We start from the raw sequence: 19376 nt of genomic DNA, 5'->3' as shown, positions 1-19376 counted from the left end.
CACACCGACTCCCGTCGGTCGTGGGCCCTTGTGCTGAATCAGCGGATGGTCGCCTCGGAGTCTGGGCGATAGTCGCGTGCGCCCAGGACGGCTCGGTGCGCAGCGGTGTACCAAGGGCGGAGTTCTTCGTCGATCTGGGTCCACTGCGACGCGGTCAGAGCAACGGTTGGCTCCTCCTGGGGCCAGGATTCGACGAGGCTGGAGCGTAAGCCGAGCGGCGGATGGGATGACCACAGACTCGTCCCGCGCTGGGTCAACTGGCGGTACTGGGTCATCTCGGCTGTGCGGCCTTGATGCAATCTGTCCGCGAGTTCGGACCAGCGCAGTGGCGGCTTCGTCTCCGCTGCGTGGCCGATGGCCGTGGTGATGACGTCGGACAGGGCACTGCGATCCAGCAGAGCTGTCAGCGCCTCGCTGCCGGCGACATGTGCGGCCACCGCATCCGCGCGAATCTCGGCGCGCTGGTGTTCGCGGAGGCCGAGCGCGCTGAGGCCGATGTGGATCAGGAGGAACACCCGGCTGATCACCCAGAGCACCAACTCGAAGAGAAGCTGCCCGATCCCTCGGTTCCCGCCGCGGTCGGCATCGAAGACATAGCCCAACGTTCGCTCGGCGCCGGTCGCCTCGGCGAACCGCCGGAAGGTGCTCAGCGCGGGCTCCACCAACAGCCCGCGGCTGGGATCACCGTTCACCAGGTGACCAACCTCGTGAGCCACCAGCGCGACTCGCATCTGCGGCGTCAGGACGAGCCAGAGCGGGATTCCGATCGAGAGCGAATGATGACCTCTCAGGCCGTAGCGTGCCATCGATGCATTGAACTCCGATGCGAGGACCACCGAGTCGGGGACCGGCGCTCCCGCGGCCGATGCGACCTCGTCGAGCAGGGCGAAGAAGACTGGTGCCTGCTCCCTGCGCAGCCGGTGCCTCTTGCGTGGCCCACGGCCGAACCGCGGCCGCAGCACGATTCCGAGCAGGATCAACCCGAGCCCCGGGACGACCCAGATGCTGGGAAAGTCGCGGAGCATGAGCATGCCTCCGACGATCAGGCAGCCCAAGGCTGTGAGGACGAGGACGGTCGAGATCGCGACCAGCAGCACCCGTGCAGCAGTCCAGTGAGATCGTTCGGCCGGCGATCGGTGGTTCTCGGTGAACAGCCGGTTGTCGAGGCGAGTGGCTACGCCATGGCCCCACCGCTCGAGCCAGAGCCAGCCGCGTGGCGGCAAGACCTGCGGATCGTAGACGGTGAGGTTCCACTCGCAAGCGGTACACCACGGCTGCCCGCCGTCGACCACCGACAGTTCACCCTCACAGTCCGGGCATCGCCCGGGGTTCTGGTTCGACACCAGGACATTCTGTGGGCAACAAACCAAGAGCGGAAGGAAGCGCGTCGACAGGCAGGCACGCAGGGGGTACGGCCTGCGGACCTGGGCTGAGGCAGGAGAGGGCCTGTGGGTTCGAGGTCGTCGGCCGGTGCAGAGCGACGTTGGTTGGTGATCGGCTAGGCCTGGTCTCGCGGATGGGGATCTGTCGCGGTCGAGTGGGGATCAGGTGAAGAGGCAGAAGGGGTGGCCGGAGGGGTCGAAGAGGACTCGGACTGTTTCTTGGGGTTGGTAGGGGGCGAGGGTGGCGCCGGCGTAGATGGCGTGGGTGGTGGCGGCTTCCAGGTCGGAGACGTGGATGTCGAGGTGCTGGGTGGCGTGTTGGGTGCCGCGTTTGCTGGGCCAGATCGGGGTGGTCCACACACGTTCGTATTCGAAGTTGAGGGTGGGACCTGAGGTGTTGCGGATCTGGGCCCAGCCGTCGGCCTCGGGTTCGCCCGGGCGAGGGCCTTCCTCGACGGTGACCGGGAGGTCGAGGAGGCGGGAGTAGAAGGCCGCCAGCGCTCGGGGATCCGGGGTCGCGATGGTTATCGACGTCGCTTCGATCTTCAGACCATCCATCTCCTGACGCTATCGCCACTCCCGCGCCCGCTCCACACGAGCCGCGTCGGGCCGAGGCGCCCTTCCAGCAGACGGCTGGCGGCCTGAGTTGACTGGCGATCTGCGGAGGGTTGCGGCCGGTCAGATGTCTTTGGGGGGCTGGGCGGCGGTTACTGCGTCAGCTAGGAAGGTGGAGATTGTGCGGAGTTCTTCGTCGGTTCGGGTGGCGAGCATGGTGTGCATGCGAGCGCGTTGTTCGGCGTAGAGGGGGGCGAGCTTCTCCTGGATTGCCTCGTAGGACGGGGTCACCAGGACTTTGCGGCGGTCGGTGGGGTCTGGTTGGCGGGTGATGAGGCCTAGGGACTCCAGGCGGTCGATGACGCCGGTGACTGTGCCTGAGGTGAGGCCGGTGTGTTCGGAGAGTTGCCGGGGTGTGAGTGGGCCGTAGGACTGGAGGAGCGTCATGAACTGGGAGTCGCTCGCGCCCAGGCCGACCTTCGCCGAGACGGCGTGGTTGAACAGGATCACGTCGGCGATGAAGCGGATCATCCGCTCCTGCAGCTCGGCGCTGAGTTCTTCTCTGGTGCTCATCACGACCTCCACGTTCACGACACCCCGGACACGACGGTCCTTGCATTTCTCTCGGATTCCCAAGATACTCGGATCCACGAGATACTTGAACAACCGAGAGAACTGATTTTAGTGGAGGGCGGAACGATGAAGGTGCTGGTGATCGGTGGAGGGACTGGCGGACTCGCGCTGGCGCACGGGCTGACGCGGGCAGGTGTCGAGGCGGCCGTGTTCGAGCGGGACGCGCTCCGCACCGACGGCCTGCACGGCTATCGCGTCGGGATCGACCCCGACGGCAGTCGCGCGCTCAGCGCGTTGCTGCCGAAGGACCTTTACGACACGTTCGTGGCCACCCGCGCCCGCGACCCGAAGTACTTCAACATGCTGACCGAGGACTTCAAGGAGGTCCTTTCGCTCGACATCCCGCCCTCGACCGATCCGGTGGAGAGCGAGAAGTCGATCAGCCGGATGACGCTCCGCCAGGTCCTCCTCACCGGCCTCGACGACGTGGTCCACTTCGGCAAGGAGTTCGTCCGCTACGAGCAGCACGCGGACGACGGGGGAGTCACGGCGTACTTCGCGGACGGTACGACGGCCACCGGCGAGCTGCTGGTCGCGGCGGACGGGTCGGGCTCTCGCGTACGGCGGCAGTATCTGCCGCAGGCGAAGACCGAGGAGACCGGGATCATCGCGATCGCCGGCAAGCTGGCACTCACCGAGGAGAGCGCGAAACTCGTTCCCCCGAAGGTATTCGAGGGCATCTCGATGGTGAACGCCCCGCACGGGTTGGCCTGCATCCTGCACGTGATGGAGTTCCAGTGGGACCGCGACGGCAATGTGAAGCAGGGCATCGGCGGCAACACCGAGGAGCTGATCCGGCAGTGGCCCGGCCTGCAGTTCGACAACTCCCGCGACTACATCAACTGGGGTCTGTCGGCGTCGGCTGACAAGCTGCCGGCCAACCTGATGGACCTACGCGGGCAGGAGTTGATCGACCTCGCACTGAACATGACGCCGGGCTGGCACCCGAATCTGCGCAGGCTGTTCGAGCTGACAGATCCGGGCACCTGCTTCCCCGTGAACATCTGGACCTCCGTCCCGCTCGACCCGTGGCAGACCACGAACGTGACCCTGCTCGGCGACGCCATCCACACGATGACGCCCGGCCGCGGCGTCGGAGCGAACACCGCGCTCCGCGATGCGATGCTCCTGTGCCGCAAGCTGATCGAAGTACGGGACGGCCGCGCGCAGTTGCTCGAGGCGGTCGGCGAGTACGAGGCGAAGATGATCGAGTACGGATTCGACGCGGTGATCAAGTCGAAGGCGCAGATGAGCGCGAGCGACCCGATGCACAAGCCGGTCGTCGGCCGGGTCGTCCTCGCCGGGATGCGCACGGCGATGCGGACCGTCAACCACCTGCCGCCGGTCAAGCGCCGGATGCGCGACTCGATGCTCGCCTACCGCGGCGCCGATCGCGACGAGGCCGCGTTCGAGATCACCCCGCCGCTGGCGAACTGACCCGTACTGCGTTACGCCGTACGGGTGACCGCGGCGATCCAGGTGTCGGCCAGGACCCGCTGCCGACATCGTTGACCCCGATCAGGATGCTCAGGACATCGGGGCGCAGGTCGAGCACGTCCCGCTGCCAGCGGGCGGTCATCGCGGCGAGAGTGTGGCCGCTGATCCCGCGGTTCACGAAGCGCCGGCCGAGGTCCGGGTGGGTCGCACCCGCCTCGGCGGCGATCAGGAACGGGTAGGAGTGCCCGAGGACGTGATTCGGATCCTCGGTCTCCCCGCGCCCACCGTGCGTGATCGAGTCCCCCTGGAACACGACCAGCTCACCCATCCCCAGCAACTCCCGCCCAAGCCGTTCGCTATCAGGCATGTGCAAGAGCCCGTCGGCCTGAGCCGCGGGAATGGGGTTGTCAGTGCTCAGCGTTGTCCGATGTGTTCGGAGACAGCGTCGAAGACCCGGCCGATGGCGGCGAAGTCCTCGGGTGAGGCGAGGTTGACGAGGTTCTCCCGGACGCCGTCCACGTGGTACGGCGCCGCCTGCTCGAGCAGCGAGAAGCCGGCGTCGGTGAGCTCGGCCCAGACACCCCGCTTGTCGCTCTTGCAGGAGGTCCGACGGACCAGTTCCGAGGCCTCGAGCCGGCCCACCGTGTGGGTCAGCCGGGAGCGGCTCTGGTGCAGCCGGTCGGCGAGCTCGGCCATCCGGAGGCGTCGTTCGGGCGCCTCGGACAGCCGGACCAGGATCTCGTAGTCATTGATGCCCAGGCCGAACTGACGGAGGTCGTCGTCGAGTTTCGCCATCAGGCGCGCAGTGCCCAGCAGGTACGCGCGCCACGCCACCTGCTGCTCGGAGTCAAGCCACCGGGTCCCAGTCGTCATCGTCACGGGGACAGTGTACCGGGAATGTAATTGACTTTTAAACAGTTCTTGTCTACTGGTCAGACGGTTGAAGTTTTAACTTCTTTCCAGAGATCGCGTCGCCCCCATCTGCTTCACTTCCGAGAGGACCCCATGAGCGAGACCGCAACCACCACCATTCCCGGCCTGGTGGCCGGCACCTACGCCCTCGATGTCGCGCACACCGAGATCGGCTTCACCGTCCGTCACCTGATGACCAAGGTCCGCGGGACCTTCGAGGACTTCAGCGGCGAGATCGTCGTCAAGGACTCGCTCGAGGACTCGACCGCCAACGTCAGCGTCGAGCTTGGTTCCGTGCACACCCGCAACGCTCAGCGTGACGGTCACCTGCGCTCCGGTGACTTCTTCGACGCCGAGAACAGCCCGAAGATGTCCTTCACCAGCACCGCGCTGAAGAGCGAGGGTGACGACTACATCCTGGCCGGCGAGCTGACCATCAAGGACGTCACCAAGCCGATCGAGTTCGCCGTCGAGTTCCTCGGCGCCGAGCAGAACGCGTACGGCCAGGCGATCATCGGCTTCGAGGCCTCCGCCTCGATCAGCCGCAAGGACTGGGGCATCGACTTCAACGTGCCGCTCGAGGGTGGCAAGCTGCTGATCGGTGACAAGGTCGACATCCACCTGGACGTCCAGGCCGCCCTGCAGGTCTGACCCCTTCGCCGGTCCGCCGGCGAGAGATCTGACCCCGTACGCCGGTCCGCCGGCGACAGGTCGACTCGTACGCCGGTCCACCGGCGCCGAGGATGATCCGAAAAGGCCCCGTGCCTCCCCTTCGAGGGGAAGCGCGGGGCCTTCGGCATGTCCGGGGGCTACGACTGGACCATCCGGAGCGCGAGGTCGGCGTACAGGACGCCGAGGCCGGCCGGGTCGCGGCGGGTGGGGGAGTACCAGCGGGCGACGTCGATCGACAGCGACAGGATCGCCAGCGTCGTGCCGGGGAGATCCTCGACCGCGAAGGATCCGTCGCTGACGCCGTCGGTGAGAGCCTGCTCGATCTGGGTGGAGATCGCCCGCCGGATCGTCGCCACCTCGGCCAGGTGCTCCGGCGTCAGCGCGGCCAGTTCGTACTGAACCACCCGGGCGATCGTGTGGTGCTCGGCGTGCCAGGTGGTGAACGCCGACACCATCCCCGCCAGCCGGTCCCGCGGCGAGTCACCCGTGTCGGCTGCCCGGAGTACGTCGAGCGCGGCGCGGTGGCCGTACAGGCTGATCTCGAACAGGAGGCGTTCCTTCGAGGGGTAGTGCACGTAGAGCGCGGCCGGGCTCATCCCGGCGCGGGAGGCGATGTCCCGCGTGGTCGTGGCCTGGAAGCCGCGCTCGGCGAAGGCGTCGATGGCGCCGGTGAGCAGCCGCCTGGCCGCGGCGGGCTGGACATGCTCCCAGACGAGGGGACTGGTGACTGCGGACACGTTGACACCCTGCCTCAGATTCGCCAAGCTAAGCAAGCGCTTAGCGATTCGTCTCAATCTCGGGAGGCCCAAGGATGCAGCGCATCATCTTCAACGAGGACCACGACGCTTTCCGGGCCAGCGCGAAGGAGTACGCCGACCGCTCGCTGGTGCCGCGGATGGAGCAGTTCCTCGAGGAGAAGACGATCGACCGGGCTGCCTGGCTCGAAGCCGGCAAGCAGGGTTTCCTCGGGCTCGACGTCCCGGCGGAGTACGGCGGGTCGAGCGTCGGGGACTACCGCTTCAACGCGGTGTTCGCCGAGGAGGTGTCGAAGGTCTCAGCCTCGCTGTCGAGCTGTTTCGGCATCCACTTCGACTGCGCCGCGCCGTACCTGGTCGATCTGGGCACCGAGGAGCAGAAGCAGCGCTGGCTGCCGAAGTTCTGCTCCGGCGAGCTGGTCGCCGCGATCGGGATGACCGAGCCGTCCGGCGGGTCCGACCTGGCCGCGCTGAAGACGACCGCGAAGAAGGCCGACGGCGGCTGGGTGATGAACGGTTCCAAGACCTTCATCACCAACGGCGACATGGCCGACCTCGTCATCACCGCGGCCCGGACCGACCCGAGCAAGGGCGCCAAGGGCATCACGCTGTTCGTGATCGAGGAGGGCATGGAGGGCTTCGCCCGCGGCCGCAAGCTGGACAAGGTCGGCCAGACCGAGTCCGGTACGTCGGAACTCTTCTTCTCCGACGTCTTCGTGCCGGACGAGAACGTGCTCGGCGAGGTCGACCGCGGCTTCATCCACATGATGGAGCGGCTGGCCCAGGAGCGGGTCGGCGCGGCGGTGTCGAACATCGCGCACGCGATCCAGATCCTCGACGAGACCGTCGACTACGTGAAGCAGCGCAAGGCCTTCGGGCAGTCGGTCGGCTCGTTCCAGTACAACAAGTTCCTGATCGCCGAGCTCGTCACCAAGGCCGAGGTGACCCAGGCCTACGTCGACAACGCGATCGTCGCGCACGACGAGGACCGGCTGTCCGCGGTCGACGCGGCGAAGGCGAAGTGGTGGAGCGCGCACGTCCAGAACGAGATCCTGGACGCGTGCGTCCAGCTGCACGGCGGCTACGGCTACATGAACGAGTACCGCGTCGCGCGGGCCTGGCGGGACGCCCGGGTGACCAAGATCTGGGCCGGCTCGAACGAGATCATGAAGGAACTCATCGGCCGCGACCTCGGTCTGTAGGACCTCTGCCGGGCCCATAGCAACCATCCAAGGAAGGCCGGAAATGCCTGAAGCAGTCATCGTCTCCACCGCGCGGTCGCCGATCGGCCGGGCCTACAAGGGTTCGCTGAAGGACATCCGGCCGGACGACCTGGCCGTGCAGATGATCCAGGCCGCGATCGAGAAGGCCGGTCTCACCGGTGACCAGATCGAGGACCTGATGGTCGGCTGCGCCGAGCCGCACGACGAGCACGGCGGCAACATGGCCCGCCGGATCGCGGTACAGCTCGGCTGGGACAACACCCCGGCCACCACGGTCAACCGGTTCTGCGCGTCGTCGACCCAGACCGCGCGGATGGCGTTCCACGCGATCAAGTCCGGTGAGGGCGACATCTTCGTGAGCGCCGGCGTCGAGTGCGTCTCGCGGTACAAGAACTTCGGGTCGGCCGGCGTGGGCGACCCGAGCTCGTTCAACACCGTCTTCGCGGACGCGGTCCAGCGCACCGAGAAGTACGCCGAGACCAACGACACCTGGCACGACCCGCGCGAGGACGGCCTGATCCCGGACGTCTACATCTCGATGGGCCAGACCGCGGAGAACGTGGCGACGCTCAAGGGGATCACCCGGGCCGACCAGGACGCGTTCGGCGTCCGCTCGCAGAACCTGGCCGAGCAGGCGATCAACAACGGTTTCTTCGAGCGCGAGATCACCCCGGTGACGCTGCCGGACGGCACGGTCGTCAGCAAGGACGACGGTCCGCGGGCGGGCACGACGCTGGAGAAGGTGAGCCAGTTGCAGCCGGTGTTCCGGCCCGACGGCACCGTCACCGCCGGCAACTGCTGCCCGCTGAACGACGGCGCCGCGGCCGTGGTGATCATGAGCGACACCAAGGCTCGTGAGCTCGGCCTGACCCCGCTGGCGCGGATCGTCTCGACCGGTGTCAGCGGCCTCTCGCCGGAGGTCATGGGCCTGGGACCGATCGAGGCCAGCAAGCAAGCGCTCGCCCGCGCCGGGATGAGCATCAACGACATCGACCTGGTCGAGATCAACGAGGCCTTCGCGGTCCAGGTGATCGGTTCGGCCCGCGAGCTGGGCATCCAGGAGGACCGGCTGAACGTGCACGGCGGCGCGATCGCGCTCGGGCACCCGTTCGGCTCCACCGGCGCCCGGATCATGACCACGCTGGTGAACGGCCTGCAGTTCGAGGACAAGCAGTTCGGCCTCGAGACCATGTGCGTCGGCGGCGGCCAGGGCATGGCAGTCGTCCTCGAGCGCCTCAGCTGATGAGCCTCAAGGACCGTACGGCGATCGTCACCGGCGCGTCCCGGGGTATCGGGCTTGCGATCGCCAAGCGTCTGGTGGCCGATGGCGCTCGCGTGGTGATCACCGGTCGCACCCAGGAGACGTTGGACGACGCAGTGGAGTCCCTGGGCGGCCGGGAGTACGCGATGGCCGTTCAGGGCAAGGCTGCCGACCCTGAGCACCGGGCGAGTGTCGTAGCCGCCGCAGTGGCGACCTACGGGTCTGTCGATCTGCTGGTGAACAACACGGGCATCAACCCGATCTACGGCTCGCTGCTCGACGTCGACAGTGCGGTGGCGGCCAAGATGGTCGACACGAACGTGCTGGCGACCATCGCCTGGGTCAAGGCCTGCCGCGATGCCTGGATGGGCGTGCACGGCGGTGCTGTGGTCAACCTGTCGTCGGTGGCGGGCCTGGCGCCGTCACCCGGCATCGGCTGGTACGGCGCGACCAAGGCGATGCTGTCCCGGGTGACCACCGAACTGGCGGTGGAACTGGCACCGGCGATCCGGATCAACGCGGTCGCGCCCGCGGTGGTGAAGACCAAGTTCGCCGGTGCTCTGTACGAAGGACGCGAGGACAAGGTGGCGGCGACGTACCCGCTGAAGCGGCTCGGCCGGCCCGAGGACGTCGCGTCGCTGGTCTGGTTCCTGTTGTCCGACGAGGCCTCCTGGATCACGGGTCAGACCATCACCATCGATGGCGGCCTGACCCTCAACGGAGGCATGGTCAGCTAGCTCCCAGGGCTTGCGACGGGCTAGGGCTTGCGGCCCTCCCAGGCGACCAGCCGGTCGTACGCCGGTGCCTCGTCCGCGACCTGTACTACGGGCCCGAAGGGGATGTGGCCGCCTCGGGGCTCGGCCGGGATGAACTGCTGGACCAGCGGCAGGCAGTACTCGGCCAGCGAGTCGTCCAGGAGGTCGGTGCGGCCGGTCGCCTTGGCGAGGTCCCACGAGTGCGTGGTGAGCTCTCCGGTGTAGGCGGCGATGGCGGCGGCGCCCGGCAGGGTTCCCCAGGGCAGCTTGCAGGTGCGGCCGAGCACCGACCCGTCGGAAAGCGTCTCGTCGAGAGTCGCCCGGCGCTCCTTCCAGGTGGTCGGGAAGTCCGTCACGCCAGGCGTCACCGTCGGGATCGACAGCGGGTCGTTCCCGGTCAGTGCCAGGTCGATGCGGCCGACCACGGTCATCAGGTGGCCCAGCAGGGTGCGGACGTCGTACTCCGGGCACGGCGTCGGCAGGTCCAGGTCGTCGGCGCCGATGGTGTCGATCATGGCCTGGGTCTGGTCCAGGGCGAGCACGAGCATCGGGCGTGGGTCCGTCACGATTCCTCCAGTAGTAGGTGTCGGAACCACTCTCGCGTGCTATATACGACATCTTCTGTCGTGTATTCCTGGCATCATCTCGGCATGAGAGCCGACCGATTGCTGCAGATCATCCTGTTGCTGCAACGGCATCCCCGGCTGAGCGCTCGCGAGCTGGCCGAGCGGCTCGAGGTATCCACGCGCACCGTGATGCGCGACATGGAGGCGTTGTCGGCCGCCGGTGTCCCGGTCTACACCGAGCGCGGGCGCAACGGTGGGTGCGTGCTCCTGCCGGGCTACCGGGCCGACGTGAGCGGGCTGACTCCGCGCGAGGCGCAGGCGTTGTTCGCGTGGTCCGGCCGGGCCTCGCTGTCGGAGGAGCTCGGGCTGCGGGACGCGCTGCAGTCCGCGATGGGCAAACTGTCGTCCACCCTGCCGCTGCAACTGCAGGACGACGCCGAGGCCCTGTCGGAAGCGATCGTGGTGGACCGGCGACGGTGGTTCGCCGACGCCGAGGAGGTCGGTGCACTACCCGCGCTCCGGAAGGCTGTGGTGACCCGCCGCAGAGTGTCCGTGCGGTATGCGTCGGCGACGGCAGGACGCCCGGTACGTCGTACCGTCGACCCCTGGGGGCTCGTGGAACAGGCGGGGCGGTGGTACCTGGTGGCCGCGCATCGCGGGGTGGCCCGGATGTACCGGGTGTCGCGGATCCAGCAGATCGACGTACGGGCGGAGCCGGCAGCCAGGCCTGCCGACCTGGACCTCCAGGCGGAGTGGCAACGCCTCCGCTCCGGACTCGAGCGAAGCCTGCCTGCCGGGGTCGACGTGGTTGTCCGAGTCCGCCCGGAGCGAGCCGAGCTGGTCAGACGTGTGGCAACCCCGATGCTGGCCAAGGGCGAGCAAGCCCGCGACGTTCCAGCCCCCGCCGACGTCTGGCCTCACGTGGCACTGCGCTTCCGCGTTCGAGAAGCAGCCTGCGGGGTGCTCCTGGGCTTCGGTGGAGACGTCGAGGTCCTGCAGCCGCCAGACCTGCGCGCCGAACTCCTCCGCCTCGCCACAGCCGCCGTCGAGGTCTACAGCTGAGAGCGGGTGGCGGTGAAGCGCTGACGGACGGTGATGGTGCCGTCGGCAGCTTCGTCTTCGTTGCGCCAGTGGAAGCCGGTGGGGGTGATGTCGGTGAAGATCCAGCGGGTCTTGGCGGACTTGGGTTCGCGGGCCTCCAGGGTGATGGAGTTGGCGCCTGGGTGACCGATGAAGGTCATCACCATCGCGTGCTTGGGGCCCATCCAGGTCGAGCGGAAGGCGCCGAGCTCGGGGTCATGGAGCCGGATGGTGAGCCCCCACTCGCCGTCGCCGTCCACCGCCCGCTGCGCACGGCTCGGCGTGATCCAGATGTCCGCGACCGCCCGCCCGTCCAGAGCCCACGCGAAGTGCCACTCGCCCTTGGTCTCGCGCACCACCTCGCCCGCGTCGTCGTACCACTTGACCTCGAGATCCCAGCTGCCGATCAGCGGCGCGAACGGCGCGAACGCCTCGGCGAACCCTTCCCGCGGCCCGTCCGACACCATCAGTCCGGCCAACCTCTCGGCCGGTGAAGTCCTGGTTACATCAGTCATGATGACAGCATACCTCCCACATGACAGTATGCTGTCAATCGAAGGAGCGGAGACCTGCCGCGGATGGCTGTTGGTATCTGGTCAGGAACGCAGCGGCGCCGACCGCGGCTCCCCAGAGCACGGCCGCCCAGGACCAGGTCGTGCTGAAGCCGCCAGGGGTGCCCTGGTGCGCCGCCGAGACGATGCCCAGATACATACCGGACACCGCCACTCCGATTGCGGCAAGTAGGAACCGATGCGGCCACCACGCCGCCAATGCGGTCAGGGCGACCAGGGCCAGCGCGAGCGCGCCTTGGACGGAGTAGTGGTCCACGCCGTTGGTGTAGTCGCCGTCCGGGCGGTTCTCGCGATCCGCGGCGAACATCTCGAAGGCATAGGCGACCCAGGGGCCGATGCTGACGAGCGCGAGCACGGCCAGCGGTACTGAGAGGCGTGAAGGTCCGAGTCCGCGCCAAGCGCGAGGAGAAGCGATCAGGACGATGGAGAGGATCTGCACGGCCAGGACACCGTCGAGAACGGCCGCCTGCCAGGCGAGCGACACAGCCGCCGCCAGGGCGGTCACGAGGCAGACGACGGTCAACTGGACGATCGCGGCGGTGTTGAAAGGGGTATGGACGAGGGCAATCAAAGGCGCCGCGATCAGGGCGCCGAACATGAGGCCCCAACCAGCCTCCAGCATCACCGGCCAGGACGAACTCCACGTGACGGTCAGGTCGATGATGGCAAAGCCCGGCAGAAGCCACACCAGCGCATAGAAGACGGCGAGCGCCCGAACACTGGTCTGCCGCCAGTTGCCCACCACGCCAGCATGCGCACTGCCGGCCACCCCAGCAAGACGCTGCTGGAGGTTATTCGGAGGTGGACAGCACCAGCGAGCGGAGGCGGGTGATGGCCAAGGTCAGGCCGACCGCGGTGACTGCCAGCAGGAGGATCATGGCGATCGGGAGTTTGACCGCGGACTCGACGTGGGGAGCGTCGGAGAGCTTCTGGATCAGCGCAAGGGACCACTGCTGGACCGAAAGAGCCTTGGCGCCGTCCACGTACTGTCCCATCACGCTTTCCCAGAGCAACGAGTAGAGCAGACCGATGGTGACGGCGTTGGCCGAGATCACGGAGATGGCGGTGAAGATCGCGGTGTAGGCGATGCCGGCGACCAGGGCGCCGATGCCGAAGGCAAGGGCCGTCCGGAGGTCGGACGGGTCGAGGATGATGCCGGCCAGCGTCATCGGGATCGCGCCGAGGGCGAAGATGACGCCGATGGCGAGGCCGGCCTTGGTGAGGATGATCGTGTAGCGCTTGATCGGCTTGCTCAGCAGGTAGACGATCGAGCCGTCGTCGATCTCGGTCGCGATCGCGCCGGTCGCCGCGATCAGCGCGACCAGCGGCAGGATCACCGCGAGCCCGAACTGCTGGAGCAACGCGGTACTGAAGTCGGCGGTGTCGTCCACCGTCAAGGCGAGCAGCACGCAGAGCGCTAGCAGCACCACGGGGAGGATGAACAGCAGTAACCCGCGCCGGTGGCCGAAGAGCGTGGCCAGCGTGAGCCGGGCGATCGTGGCGACCATCAGCGCCTCCCGACGAGGTAGGAGAAGACGCTCTCGAGGGACTCGTCCGTCGGCGCGACCTCGAGCAGCCGGATGCCCAGCTCCCGCGCCAGCGTGGGAACCAGCCGGCTGAAGCGCTCGAAGTCGAGCACCTGCACCTGCAGGGAGGAGTCGTCCAGGTCGGCGCCCGACGTACAAGGGTCGGCGATCAGTGCGGAGGCTAGCCGGCGGTTGTCGGAAGATCGCAGCCGGTAGAGCACCGGTCGGTCCGTCATCAGTGTGCGGATGGCGCGGTAGTCGCCAGAGGCCGCGTGCCGGCCGGATACGACGACCTCGATGTGGGTCGCGACCTGCTGCACCTCCTCCAGGATGTGCGAGCTGAACAGCACCGTGCGCCCGTCCGCGCCCATCCTGCGGAGCAGGTCCATCAGGTGCAGCCGCTGTCGCGGGTCCATCCCGTTGAACGGCTCGTCGAGCAGCAGTACCGACGGCTCGTGCACGAGCGCCGCGGCCATCTTGATCCGCTGCTTCATACCCTTCGAGTACGTCGAGATGCGGCGCCCGGCCGCGTCCTCCATGGCGACGGTGGTGATCGCCTCGGCCGCGGCGGCACCGGGATTCGGCAGACCCTGGAGCTGGGCGTTCGCGACCACGAACTGCGAGCCGGTCAACGTGTCATAGACGGCCTCGGTCTCGGGGACCAGGCCGATGTGCCGGTAGGCGCCCTCGTTGCGCCACACCTCGGCGCCGTCGAGCGTGACCGTGCCGGTCGAGGGCGGCAGGAATCCCGCCATCATCGTGATCAGCGTCGACTTGCCCGCGCCGTTCGGGCCGAGCAACCCCGTGACGCCAGGGCCGATCGTCATGGTGACATCGTTGATCGCCACCACGTTGCCGTACCAGCGGGAGACCTTCTCGATCCGGATCACGCTCATCCGCGCGCCACCTTCGCGTACCGCGCGTTGACGCCCCAAACGCACGCCGCGACGAGCAGCACGTAGACCGCGGTGAACACCAGGCCCTGCTGGGTGGTCGGCATCCAGCTGCCGTCGCGGTCGTTGCGCAGGAACCACGTCTGCAGGGCCTCGGTGAGGTTGAACGGCGACACCAGACTCGCGTACCGCGCGGCCGTGCTCGACATGTCGCCCTTCTCGTCCACGATCGCCATCGTGGTGGTCGCCGCGGTGAAGGACACGATCAGTACGGCGATGATCGCGGCGACGGCGAATCCCCGGCGTGGGGTGGCCGCCGCGATCAGGCCGCCGATCGCGGCGAGCAGGATCGACAGCAGCAACGCCCCGGCAAGCCCGGCCACGAACTGCCTGCTCATCTGCAGGAAGTTGTACTTGGCCAGCAACGCCCCGGCGTACAGGACGACGAGGGGGATGCAGATCAGGATCATCTGGGCGGCGACCAGCGCGGTCAGCTTCGCCAGCGCGTAGTCGGTACGGCGCGGCGGCCGGGCCAGGTAGAGCACGATCGAGCGGTAGCGGAGGTCGCGCGAGAACAGCTGGGGAGCCTGCGAGGCGAGGTACAGCGCGATCACCGGCTGCAGCAGGTAGATGTAGTCGACCGGCTCGACCGGCGGCTTGTCGAACTGCAGGCCGTTCTCGATGCCGACCACGATCGCCGCCGGCACCACCATCACCGCGAGCAGGAAGATCGGCATCACCTTGGACTTGCCGGATCGGCCGATTCCGTAGGCGTGCCGGAGGCTGCTGACCATCAGGGCCTGCGTGATCGCCCACCGGCCGAGCCGCGGTCCGTCGTAGTGCCGGTAGCCGATGTCATGGATGACACCCGTGCGGTCAGACACTGAAGACCTCTTCCAGCCGGTGCCGATGCGGTTCGACCCGGACCAGGCCGAGGCCGAGCTCGGCGACCGTGTCGCGGACGATGTCGTACGTCTCCTCGCCGCTGATCTCCACCAGCACCAGCGGCCCTTCGGCCCTCGCCCTCGCGCCGGCCCGTTCCAGCGCCGCACCGAGCCGGTCGCGCCCGCTCAGGTCGCGGACCTCGACAGCCAGTACTCCGGTCTCGCCGGTCAGGGCTGCCTTCGACTCCGACCGGAGCAACCGGCCGCCGTCCAGCACGACGATGTGGTCGCAGACGTGCTCGAGCTCACCGAGCAGGTGTGAGGTGATCAGCACGGGGATGCCGAACTCGGTGCCGATCCGCCGGACCAGCGTGAGCATCTCGTCGCGTCCGGCGGGGTCGAGGCCGTTGGTGGGCTCGTCGAGCAGCACGAGCTTGGGGTCGTGGGTCAGCGCCTGTGCCAGCTTGACCCGCTGCTTCATGCCGGTGGAGTAACCACCCATCGGGCGGTACCGGGCCTCGTCCAGCCCGACGTGCCGCAGTACGTCGGCGGCGCGTTCGCGGGCGGCGGTGGCGGGCAGGCCGGACATCCGGCCGAGGTGGACGACGAACTCGGTCGCCGACACGTCGGGCGGCAGGCAGTCGTGCTCGGGCATGTAGCCGACGAGCGCGCGGACCGCCTCGCCGCCGGTGACCACGTCGTGTCCCAGCACGATGGCACTTCCGGCGGTCGGGGCGATCAGTCCGAGCAGGATCTTCAGCAGGGTCGACTTGCCGGCGCCATTGGCTCCGACCAGTCCGGTCACTCCGGACCCCACCTCGACGGTCAGCTCGTCCAGGGCCGTCACACGCGGGTATCGCTTGGTCAACGATGCGGTCGCGATCACGGGCACCGGCCAACCCTAAGGCCCGAGGGTGTCTGGGCAGAATCACAGGCACCCCTCGGCTGTTGCGATCACGTCCCAACTGCCGCCGGTACGGCGAAACGCGGCGCGATCGTGTGTGCCGGTAAATGCGTGGCGGGTGCGCACGGCGGCTCGTTATCGTCCACGCCATGGAGATCAGGCCCGTGGTACCGGACGACGCCGAGGCGGTGTCCGCGCTGCGGCGCGCGACTTTCTCGTACTCCGTGATGTCCCCGGCGAGTACACGTCACCTGATCGAGGTGCATTCGCCGGCCGAGAAGTTCCTCGGCCTGGTGGCGATCTCCGGTCGTGACCTGGTGGCGTGGGGAGCGACCGGGCTGAACACCTGGACGAGCGAGGAAGGCCAGGCCGGCATCTCGATCTACGTGCACCCGGAGCACCGGCGGCAGGGGATCGCGGACGCGCTGGCGAAGCCGTTGCACGATCACCTCGCCGAGATCGGCGCAGTACGGGCGCGGGCGTTCGCCGAGCCGGGCGGGGTCGAGTTCGCGAAGCGGTTCGGGTACGACGGGACCCGGCAGATGCATTACTCCGGGGTCGATCCGCGGGTGTTGCCGGAGCGGCCGCCGACGCCCGAGGGGATCGAACTGGTCACGATGGACACCCTCGATGCGCGGCAGGCCTACACCGCGGACGCGGTGGCGACGTTGGATGAGCCGAGCGACTCGCCGGCCGACGCGATCGACTACGACGACTGGGTTCGCGAGGTGTGGGAGTCGCCGGCGCTGGACAAGTCCCTGGGCGTGGCGGCGATGGCCGGCGACGAGGTGGCCGCGTTCTCGGCGATCGAGACCGACGGCGACCGGGCCTGGTCGGCGATGACCGGATCGATCCCGGCGTACCGCGGTCGCGGGCTCGCGAAGCTCGTCAAGTGGGAGGCGCTGCGGCGTTGCGCCGACGCCGGCATCGTCGGCGCGTTCACCTCCAACGACGACGAGAACGGTCCGATGCTTGCCGTGAACAACTGGCTCGGTTACCGCCGGGTGCAGACCCAGACCGGACTGTTGCGAACCCTCTGAATTGCGTAACTTTTTTACGCTGCGGTCCCTGATTGCCCCGGATACCGCGTTATCTTCCACAGAACTCGGGTGGAAGGAGGTCGGATGGAGATCAGGCCTGCCGTCGTCGCGGACGCGGAATCCGCCGTCGCACTCTGTGAACTCGTCGAGCCCTATCTGGTGTCCACCGTTGGGGGAGTGCGCTCCAGCATCAGCCAGGCCGGCGGGTCGCTGGCGCGGCTCAGCCTGGCCGCTGTGCAGGACGGTGAGGTGATCGGGTGGAGTTCCGCCGCGCTGATCGCGGGGTCCGATCCGGTCAGCGCGCAACTGCGGGTGCTGGTGCATCCCGAGCATCGGGGGCATGGCGCCGGGACGGAGTTGCTGGAGGCGACGCACGCGCATCTGAAGAACGCGGGCGCGCAGAGTGTGCGGGTGTTCGCGGATCCGGCGTCGGTGAAGTGGGCATCACGCTGGGGTTATGAGCAGACCCGGCAGGTGTACTACGCGGGGATCGAGCCGCGGCTGGCTCCCGCGATGCCGGAGGTGCCGTCGGCGGTGCGGTTGGTGCCGCTGGACGAGGTGGATCCGCGGGCGGTCTACGAGGCCGATGAAGTTGCCCAGCGCACCAAACCGGGGGACGCGAAGATCACCAGCAGGCCGTACGAGGATTGGCTGGCCGGGGTGTGGAAGGCGCCGGGGATGGTCCTCGATCTCAGTGTCGCCGCGTTGCACGGGGATCAGGTGGTCGGGTTCACGCTCGGGAACGGGGATCACCACAAGATCTGGTCGCAGATGACCGCGACGATGCCGGAGTACCGGGGTCGCGGATTGGCCAAGTTGGTGAAGTGCGCGGCGCTGCGCCGGGCGGCCGATGCCGGGGTGGTTGGTGCCTACACCGCGAACTACGCCGGCAACGAGCCGATGATCGCCGTCAACGAATGGCTGGGTTATCACCGAACCGCCACCCACTCAGTCCTCGTCTGCCCACTCTGAACAGACTTTTCAGTCAGCGGACGAGGAGTACCACGGTTTCGGCTACGCAGGCGGGTTTGGTGGAGTTTTCCAGTTCTATGACCCATTGGAGGGAGACCTGGACGCCGGCGGGGGTTTCCTGGGCGCCGGCGATCGACGCGCTGGCCCGGACTCGGGAGCCGACCGGGACGGGGGCGGGGAAGCGGACCTTGTTGACGCCGTAGTTCAGCTTGGCGGTGACGCCCTTGATCGAGAAGAGTTCCTCGCCGAAGCGGGCGATCAGGCTCAGGGTGAGATAGCCGTGCGCGATCGTGCCGCCGTACGGGCCTTTGGCGGCGCGGGCGACGTCGACGTGGATCCACTGGTGGTCACCGGTCGCCTCGGCGAACTGGTTCACCTGTTCCTGGGTGATCTCGAGCCACTCGGTCTCGCCGAGTTGGGTGCCGACCGCGTGGGCGACCTCGTCGACCCCGGTGAAGGTTTGCGCCATGTCGGTCTCTTCAACTCCTAGCTAGCTCAGTTGCGGGGGCCGCCGGCGACGTACAGGACCTGGCCGGAGACGAAGCCGGCCTCCTCGCTGCAGAAGAACGACGCGGCGGCGGCGATGTCCTCGGGCTTGCCGGTCCGGTTCACCGGGATGGTGGCCGCGGTGGCCTTCTTGAACTCCTCGAAGTCGACGCCGACCCGGGCCGCGGTGGCCGCCGTCATGTCGGTCTCGATGAAGCCCGGCGCGATCGCGTTCGCGGTGACGCCGAACTTGCCCAGCTCGATCGCCAGGGTCTTCGCCAGCCCCTGCAGACCGGCCTTGGCGGAGGCGTAGTTGGCCTGGCCGCGGTTGCCGAGCGCCGAGGTGGAGGAGAGGAAGACCATCCGCCCGTACGCCGCCTCGACCATGTGCGCCTGGCACGCCTTCGACATCAGGAAGCTGCCGCGCAGGTGCACCGACATCACGGTGTCCCAGTCGTCCTCGGTCATCTTGAACAGCAGGTTGTCGCGCAGCACGCCCGCGTTGTTCACCAGGATCGTCGGCGCGCCCAGCTCGGCCACGACCCGCTCCACGGCGGCGGTGACCTGGTCGGACTTGCTTACGTCACAACCGACCGCGACGGCCTTGCCACCCGCGGCGGTGATCGCCTCGACGGTGCCGGCGCAGGCCGCCTCGTCCAGGTCCAGCACCGCGACCGCGTTGCCGTCGGCGGCGAGCCGCTGCGCCACGGCGGCGCCGATCCCCCGGGCTGCCCCGGTGACGATCGCCACCCTCTGCTGCTCGCTCATCCGCCGAACTCCTTCGCTGCCTAGGTGCACTGCCGCAGTGCAGTCCTACCACCGTGCCCGGGTGGGCGTGTCCGGGATGCAGACTACCCACGCCTCGTCG

The 19376-nt window shown here is 68.0% G+C and carries 23 protein-coding genes; 8 read left to right on the top strand and 15 right to left on the bottom strand.

Annotated elements, in window-relative coordinates:
* Positions 1–38: 38 nt before the first annotated feature.
* The 3 genes from EV648_RS27305 to EV648_RS27295 all read right to left on the bottom strand — a co-directional run bounded on the left by EV648_RS27305 (position 39) and on the right by EV648_RS27295 (position 2510).
* Positions 39–1343, bottom strand: coding sequence for a M48 family metallopeptidase (locus EV648_RS27305; RefSeq protein WP_132297646.1), 1305 nt, complete (start codon positions 1341–1343; stop codon positions 39–41).
* 201 nt (positions 1344–1544) lie between these two features.
* Positions 1545–1940, bottom strand: a complete 396-nt coding sequence (locus EV648_RS27300; RefSeq protein WP_132297643.1) for a VOC family protein — start codon at positions 1938–1940, stop codon at positions 1545–1547.
* A 120-nt stretch (positions 1941–2060) separates the two neighbouring features.
* Positions 2061–2510: a MarR family winged helix-turn-helix transcriptional regulator gene (locus tag EV648_RS27295; protein ID WP_199234847.1), complete on the bottom strand. Its 450-nt coding sequence runs from the start codon at positions 2508–2510 to the stop codon at positions 2061–2063.
* Positions 2511–2636: 126 nt separating this feature from the next.
* On the opposite strand from EV648_RS27295, the gene EV648_RS27290 reads away from it, so the two are divergent.
* Positions 2637–4007, top strand: a complete 1371-nt coding sequence (locus tag EV648_RS27290; RefSeq protein ID WP_132297640.1) for an NAD(P)/FAD-dependent oxidoreductase — start codon at positions 2637–2639, stop codon at positions 4005–4007.
* On the opposite strand, the gene EV648_RS27285 is transcribed toward EV648_RS27290, so the two are convergent.
* Positions 3985–4374 (bottom strand): GDSL-type esterase/lipase family protein, encoded by a 390-nt coding sequence (locus EV648_RS27285; protein WP_132297637.1) that lies wholly within the window; start codon positions 4372–4374, stop codon positions 3985–3987. The genes EV648_RS27290 and EV648_RS27285 overlap by 23 nt on opposite strands.
* 47 nt (positions 4375–4421) lie before the next feature.
* Positions 4422–4880, bottom strand: coding sequence for a MarR family winged helix-turn-helix transcriptional regulator (locus EV648_RS27280; protein ID WP_132297779.1), 459 nt, complete (start codon positions 4878–4880; stop codon positions 4422–4424).
* Between the two features lie 132 nt (positions 4881–5012).
* On the opposite strand from EV648_RS27280, the gene EV648_RS27275 reads away from it, so the two are divergent.
* Positions 5013–5570, top strand: coding sequence for a YceI family protein (locus EV648_RS27275; RefSeq protein WP_132297634.1), 558 nt, complete (start codon positions 5013–5015; stop codon positions 5568–5570).
* Positions 5571–5728: 158 nt separating this feature from the next.
* On the opposite strand, the gene EV648_RS27270 is transcribed toward EV648_RS27275, so the two are convergent.
* Positions 5729–6328: a TetR/AcrR family transcriptional regulator gene (locus tag EV648_RS27270; protein WP_132297631.1), complete on the bottom strand. Its 600-nt coding sequence runs from the start codon at positions 6326–6328 to the stop codon at positions 5729–5731.
* A 74-nt stretch (positions 6329–6402) separates the two neighbouring features.
* Between EV648_RS27270 and EV648_RS27265 the strand changes: the two genes are divergently transcribed.
* Genes EV648_RS27265 through EV648_RS27255 form a run of 3 tightly spaced genes read left to right on the top strand, consistent with a single transcriptional unit; the run spans position 6403 to position 9567 of the window.
* Entirely contained in the window at positions 6403–7548 is a 1146-nt protein-coding gene (locus EV648_RS27265; protein WP_132297628.1) for an acyl-CoA dehydrogenase family protein, read from the top strand.
* Between the two features lie 43 nt (positions 7549–7591).
* Positions 7592–8812 carry an acetyl-CoA C-acetyltransferase gene (locus tag EV648_RS27260; protein ID WP_132297625.1) on the top strand — a complete coding sequence of 407 codons (1221 nt, stop codon included), beginning with the start codon at positions 7592–7594 and terminating at the stop codon, positions 8810–8812.
* Complete coding sequence (locus EV648_RS27255) at positions 8812–9567, top strand: SDR family oxidoreductase (protein WP_132297622.1); 756 nt, start codon at positions 8812–8814, stop codon at positions 9565–9567. Before EV648_RS27260 ends, EV648_RS27255 begins: the two co-directional genes overlap by 1 nt.
* Positions 9568–9587: 20 nt before the next feature.
* Here EV648_RS27255 and EV648_RS27250 read toward each other — a convergent pair whose 3' ends face one another.
* Complete coding sequence (locus tag EV648_RS27250; protein ID WP_241995633.1) at positions 9588–10151, bottom strand: TIGR03086 family metal-binding protein; 564 nt, start codon at positions 10149–10151, stop codon at positions 9588–9590.
* An 84-nt stretch (positions 10152–10235) separates the two neighbouring features.
* On the opposite strand from EV648_RS27250, the gene EV648_RS27245 reads away from it, so the two are divergent.
* A complete protein-coding gene (locus EV648_RS27245) occupies positions 10236–11213 on the top strand; it encodes a YafY family protein (protein ID WP_132297619.1) in 978 nt (325 codons plus the stop codon).
* Here the strand turns inward: EV648_RS27245 and EV648_RS27240 are convergent.
* From EV648_RS27240 to EV648_RS27215, 6 genes are read right to left on the bottom strand one after another with little or no spacing between them, the layout of a single operon-like run.
* The gene (locus EV648_RS27240) at positions 11204–11746 is read right to left on the bottom strand and encodes a hypothetical protein (protein WP_132297616.1); all 543 of its coding nucleotides are present in this window, start codon (positions 11744–11746) and stop codon (positions 11204–11206) included. The genes EV648_RS27245 and EV648_RS27240 overlap by 10 nt on opposite strands.
* A gap of 34 nt (positions 11747–11780) precedes the next feature.
* Positions 11781–12545, bottom strand: coding sequence for a hypothetical protein (locus EV648_RS27235; RefSeq protein WP_132297613.1), 765 nt, complete (start codon positions 12543–12545; stop codon positions 11781–11783).
* Positions 12546–12594: 49 nt separating this feature from the next.
* Positions 12595–13311, bottom strand: coding sequence for an ABC transporter permease (locus EV648_RS27230; protein ID WP_132297610.1), 717 nt, complete (start codon positions 13309–13311; stop codon positions 12595–12597).
* On the bottom strand, positions 13311–14225 hold the full coding sequence (locus EV648_RS27225) for an ABC transporter ATP-binding protein (RefSeq protein ID WP_132297607.1): 915 nt from the start codon (positions 14223–14225) through the stop codon (positions 13311–13313). The genes EV648_RS27230 and EV648_RS27225 overlap by 1 nt, the downstream gene beginning before the upstream one ends.
* Positions 14222–15106 carry an ABC transporter permease gene (locus EV648_RS27220; protein ID WP_132297604.1) on the bottom strand — a complete coding sequence of 295 codons (885 nt, stop codon included), beginning with the start codon at positions 15104–15106 and terminating at the stop codon, positions 14222–14224. The genes EV648_RS27225 and EV648_RS27220 overlap by 4 nt, the downstream gene beginning before the upstream one ends.
* A complete protein-coding gene (locus tag EV648_RS27215; RefSeq protein ID WP_132297601.1) occupies positions 15099–15998 on the bottom strand; it encodes an ABC transporter ATP-binding protein in 900 nt (299 codons plus the stop codon). Before EV648_RS27215 ends, EV648_RS27220 begins: the two co-directional genes overlap by 8 nt.
* Positions 15999–16159: 161 nt before the next feature.
* Here EV648_RS27215 and EV648_RS27210 point away from each other — a divergent pair, with 161 nt between their 5' ends.
* A complete protein-coding gene (locus EV648_RS27210; RefSeq protein WP_132297598.1) occupies positions 16160–17050 on the top strand; it encodes a GNAT family N-acetyltransferase in 891 nt (296 codons plus the stop codon).
* An 84-nt stretch (positions 17051–17134) separates the two neighbouring features.
* Positions 17135–18022 carry a GNAT family N-acetyltransferase gene (locus tag EV648_RS27205; protein WP_132297595.1) on the top strand — a complete coding sequence of 296 codons (888 nt, stop codon included), beginning with the start codon at positions 17135–17137 and terminating at the stop codon, positions 18020–18022.
* Positions 18023–18035: 13 nt separating this feature from the next.
* Here EV648_RS27205 and EV648_RS27200 read toward each other — a convergent pair whose 3' ends face one another.
* Both EV648_RS27200 and fabG read right to left on the bottom strand, forming a co-directional pair.
* Positions 18036–18491 carry a MaoC family dehydratase gene (locus tag EV648_RS27200; protein WP_132297592.1) on the bottom strand — a complete coding sequence of 152 codons (456 nt, stop codon included), beginning with the start codon at positions 18489–18491 and terminating at the stop codon, positions 18036–18038.
* A 26-nt stretch (positions 18492–18517) separates the two neighbouring features.
* Positions 18518–19276, bottom strand: coding sequence for a 3-oxoacyl-ACP reductase FabG (gene fabG, locus EV648_RS27195; RefSeq protein WP_132297589.1), 759 nt, complete (start codon positions 19274–19276; stop codon positions 18518–18520).
* Between the last annotated feature and the right edge of the window lie 100 nt (positions 19277–19376).

The organism is Kribbella sp. VKM Ac-2568 (assembly GCF_004345365.1).
Taxonomy (GTDB): Bacteria; Actinomycetota; Actinomycetes; order Propionibacteriales; family Kribbellaceae; genus Kribbella; species Kribbella orskensis.
The sequence above is the reverse complement of the archived record's forward strand: the minus strand, read 5'-3'. Positions and strand labels throughout refer to the sequence as shown.

Coding starts and splice junctions, on each gene's coding strand:
- EV648_RS27300 (WP_132297643.1), bottom strand. CDS start 1,940: ATGGATGGTCTGAAGATCGAAGCGACGTCGATAACCATCGCGACCCCG.
- EV648_RS27295 (WP_199234847.1), bottom strand. CDS start 2,510: ATGAGCACCAGAGAAGAACTCAGCGCCGAGCTGCAGGAGCGGATGATC.
- EV648_RS27290 (WP_132297640.1), top strand. CDS start 2,637: ATGAAGGTGCTGGTGATCGGTGGAGGGACTGGCGGACTCGCGCTGGCG.
- EV648_RS27285 (WP_132297637.1), bottom strand. CDS start 4,374: ATGCCTGATAGCGAACGGCTTGGGCGGGAGTTGCTGGGGATGGGTGAG.
- EV648_RS27280 (WP_132297779.1), bottom strand. CDS start 4,880: ATGACGACTGGGACCCGGTGGCTTGACTCCGAGCAGCAGGTGGCGTGG.
- EV648_RS27275 (WP_132297634.1), top strand. CDS start 5,013: ATGAGCGAGACCGCAACCACCACCATTCCCGGCCTGGTGGCCGGCACC.
- EV648_RS27265 (WP_132297628.1), top strand. CDS start 6,403: ATGCAGCGCATCATCTTCAACGAGGACCACGACGCTTTCCGGGCCAGC.
- EV648_RS27260 (WP_132297625.1), top strand. CDS start 7,592: ATGCCTGAAGCAGTCATCGTCTCCACCGCGCGGTCGCCGATCGGCCGG.
- EV648_RS27255 (WP_132297622.1), top strand. CDS start 8,812: ATGAGCCTCAAGGACCGTACGGCGATCGTCACCGGCGCGTCCCGGGGT.
- EV648_RS27245 (WP_132297619.1), top strand. CDS start 10,236: ATGAGAGCCGACCGATTGCTGCAGATCATCCTGTTGCTGCAACGGCAT.
- EV648_RS27240 (WP_132297616.1), bottom strand. CDS start 11,746: ATGACTGATGTAACCAGGACTTCACCGGCCGAGAGGTTGGCCGGACTG.
- EV648_RS27230 (WP_132297610.1), bottom strand. CDS start 13,311: ATGGTCGCCACGATCGCCCGGCTCACGCTGGCCACGCTCTTCGGCCAC.
- EV648_RS27225 (WP_132297607.1), bottom strand. CDS start 14,225: ATGAGCGTGATCCGGATCGAGAAGGTCTCCCGCTGGTACGGCAACGTG.
- EV648_RS27210 (WP_132297598.1), top strand. CDS start 16,160: ATGGAGATCAGGCCCGTGGTACCGGACGACGCCGAGGCGGTGTCCGCG.
- EV648_RS27205 (WP_132297595.1), top strand. CDS start 17,135: ATGGAGATCAGGCCTGCCGTCGTCGCGGACGCGGAATCCGCCGTCGCA.
- EV648_RS27200 (WP_132297592.1), bottom strand. CDS start 18,491: ATGGCGCAAACCTTCACCGGGGTCGACGAGGTCGCCCACGCGGTCGGC.
- fabG (WP_132297589.1), bottom strand. CDS start 19,276: ATGAGCGAGCAGCAGAGGGTGGCGATCGTCACCGGGGCAGCCCGGGGG.